5 protein-coding genes are annotated in these 2,675 nt (G+C 37.9%); all 5 read right to left on the reverse strand.

Going from position 1 to position 2,675, the window contains the following annotated elements; genetic code table 11:
• Positions 1-48 precede the first annotated feature (48 nt).
• Positions 49-606: an ATP synthase F1 subunit delta gene (gene atpH, locus RYP29_RS08835; protein WP_311533199.1), complete on the reverse strand. Its 558-nt coding sequence runs from the start codon at positions 604-606 to the stop codon at positions 49-51.
• Positions 607-610: 4 nt separating this feature from the next.
• Positions 611-1,108 carry a F0F1 ATP synthase subunit B gene (gene atpF / locus RYP29_RS08840; protein WP_005381595.1) on the reverse strand — a complete coding sequence of 166 codons (498 nt, stop codon included), beginning with the start codon at positions 1,106-1,108 and terminating at the stop codon, positions 611-613.
• 18 nt (positions 1,109-1,126) lie between these two features.
• Positions 1,127-1,354, reverse strand: a complete 228-nt coding sequence (atpE, locus tag RYP29_RS08845) for a F0F1 ATP synthase subunit C (RefSeq protein WP_005377043.1) — start codon at positions 1,352-1,354, stop codon at positions 1,127-1,129.
• A 19-nt stretch (positions 1,355-1,373) separates the two neighbouring features.
• Positions 1,374-2,048 (reverse strand): F0F1 ATP synthase subunit A, encoded by a 675-nt coding sequence (gene atpB, locus RYP29_RS08850; protein WP_311533201.1) that lies wholly within the window; start codon positions 2,046-2,048, stop codon positions 1,374-1,376.
• 228 nt (positions 2,049-2,276) lie between these two features.
• Positions 2,277-2,639, reverse strand: a complete 363-nt coding sequence (locus tag RYP29_RS08855) for a Tat pathway signal protein (RefSeq protein ID WP_311533203.1) — start codon at positions 2,637-2,639, stop codon at positions 2,277-2,279.
• Positions 2,640-2,675: the final 36 nt, after the last annotated feature.

Consider the following 2,675-nt stretch of genomic DNA (forward strand, 5'->3'; position numbering starts at 1 on the left):
TTGATTATAGCAGTGATTTCTTCAGGCTTCATTTTCATATATACCCATTCACCCCAATCTAATAGAGTCAGTTCGTACTAACGTTTTTTTCAATTCGTCTAAGCGACGTGCAATCGATCCATCAATGCGTTTATCACCGATTTGAATGATAATACCACCCATGATTCTAGGGTCTTGACGCACCGATACAATGACATCCTTGCCGGTCATCGCTTGTAATTTAGCTTGTACATCATCACGCAATGTATCAGTTAATGGTTCTGCTACAGTTACAATTGCTTCTAAAATACCTCGTGCTTCGCGAGATTTTGTTATGAAAGCTCTAATTGTATCTTGCAAATAACGATATCTGCCACGTTTAACCATGACATACATGAAATGAAGTACTGTCTTTTCTACAGCAGTGCCAAAGACCTTTCCAAGTAGAGAAATCTTTGCATCTGCTTCCACAATAGGATTATTAATAAACCCTACCAATTCTGGTTGTTCATTAAGAACAGAGGCCACATATAAAAGATTTTCTTCTGTAGTTACTAAATTACCTTGTTCTTGAGCTAGCTCTAACATAGCTGAACTGTATTTATCTGCTACAATTTCTGTGCTCATAATATCACAACCCTATCGTTTTACTATCAAGTTTCGCAATAGCGTCTTCAATTAATTTTGTATTAGTTTCGCTGTCCATATCTTTTGCCACAACCTTAGTCGCCATTGCAACAGATAAGGAAATAACTTCGTTACGCAAATTATTCATAGCACGATCACGTTCGTTTACGATATCTTGACGAGCTCGTTCTTTTTCACGTTCAATTTGTTCACGAGCCGCTGCCAATTGTTCACGCGTAGTCGCTTCTGCTTGTTGCACTGCCTTTTCAACGATTTGTTGAGCCTCTTGACGTGCATTCGCTATTTGCGCAGCATAATCAGCTTTGAATTGTTCCGCTTCATTACGAGCAGCTTGAGCATCTGCTAAGTCCTTAGCAATGCGTTCTTTACGCTCTTGCATCATAGAAACCAATGGTTTATATGCAAAACGGGCCAAAATCCAAACTAATATAAAAAAGTTTAGCATTTGAGCAAGAATTGTCCCTAGCGTTAAATCTACCAAGGTCGTTCCTCCTCGCTATTATCTGAACAATAAAATGAAAGCAACTACTACGCCGATGATAGGCATAGCTTCGATTAAGCCGATAGCTACGAACATTGTGGACATTAATTGACCGCGCAATTCAGGTTGACGTGTAATACCTTCAATAACTTTACTAGCTACCATGCCGTCACCAATACCTGCCGCGATAGCACCACAACCTACTGCGATTGCCGCAGCTAATGCGAATAAACCTTGAACTTCCATAATAAATCCTCCATTAAAATTAGTGTTCTTCACTTAATGCCATACCTAAATAGTTGGCTGTTAGAACTGTAAAAATAAAAGCTTGAATAATACCAATAAATAAACTAAAAGCAATCCAAACCCATGGTACAGGTACGAACCAAGGCAAATTATAAAGGATTTCCAATAAAATTTCGCCAGCTACAATATTACCAAATAGACGGAAAGCTAATGTGATAGGTTTTGCTATTTCTTCAAATATGTTTAGAACTAGCATAGCCTTATAAGGCTGTAAGAAATGATTAAAATAAGATAAGCCTTTAACTCTAATCCCCATTCCCCAAACTATAAAGCTACTGCACAATGCGAGTGCCGCTGTCGTATTAATATCCGCCGTAGGCGAAGTAACAGCATGTAGCGTTGGCAATAAACCAAGCTCATTACCAACAAAGATAAATAAGAAGAATGTGAATAACAATGAACTCACCATCGGCCAGTGTTTCCCAAGCGTTGGCGATAATTGACCTTCTAATGCTTCCAATATAGTCTCCACTACATTTTGAACACCCGAAGGCACTAATGCTCGATTTCGCGTAGCAAGCACGGAAATGATGATGACGATCGCCATCGTAATCCACGTAGCAATTAAGGTATCGATGTTAAACGATAAACCTAGCCACTGTACTACTTGATGGTGACCCGCATGCAGTTCCACAGACTCAACCCCTTTCTCACGTAGCAATATAAATTTTATATATATCCATATAATATATATCTATGTATTATCATACCTCTTTATAGGTATATAATCAACACTTCCAGAGTAAACAATTCGTGATTTACATATTAAAAATGCATTTTATGCATTTAAAATTCATAATAGGAATGTAATTAATCCTTATTTCATGCGATTTAGTCCTATCGCCCAATGCAATAAATTTTATTACTTACTTAATCGCCAAAACACGATATACAATACAGGTTGTATAAGTACAACTGAAATCAATAAGCTTTCAGCTCGTACACCAGGTATTTGCAATCCTATAACTACGAAGGCGCCAATCAGAGCCAATCGCCACATCATTTGACGTCGCGCTTTAGCTACAGCCTGGTGTGGATTGCCATATGCTAGCCCTTTATTATGTAGACCTAACAGTACTAAATAAACCATCATAGTCAACATGCCCCATAACCAACCGAGCACATACTGATTCCAGCCCACAATATATTGGATGAGTAGGCCTAAAAAGGTAACAAAAAAACAGGCCCATAGCACATGACGTATGAATTTAATATATTGATTCATAAATACCTCACTATTTAACCTGTTTATATAACATAT

The sequence above is a fragment of the uncultured Veillonella sp. genome (assembly GCF_963534045.1).
Classification (GTDB): Bacteria; Bacillota; Negativicutes; order Veillonellales; family Veillonellaceae; genus Veillonella.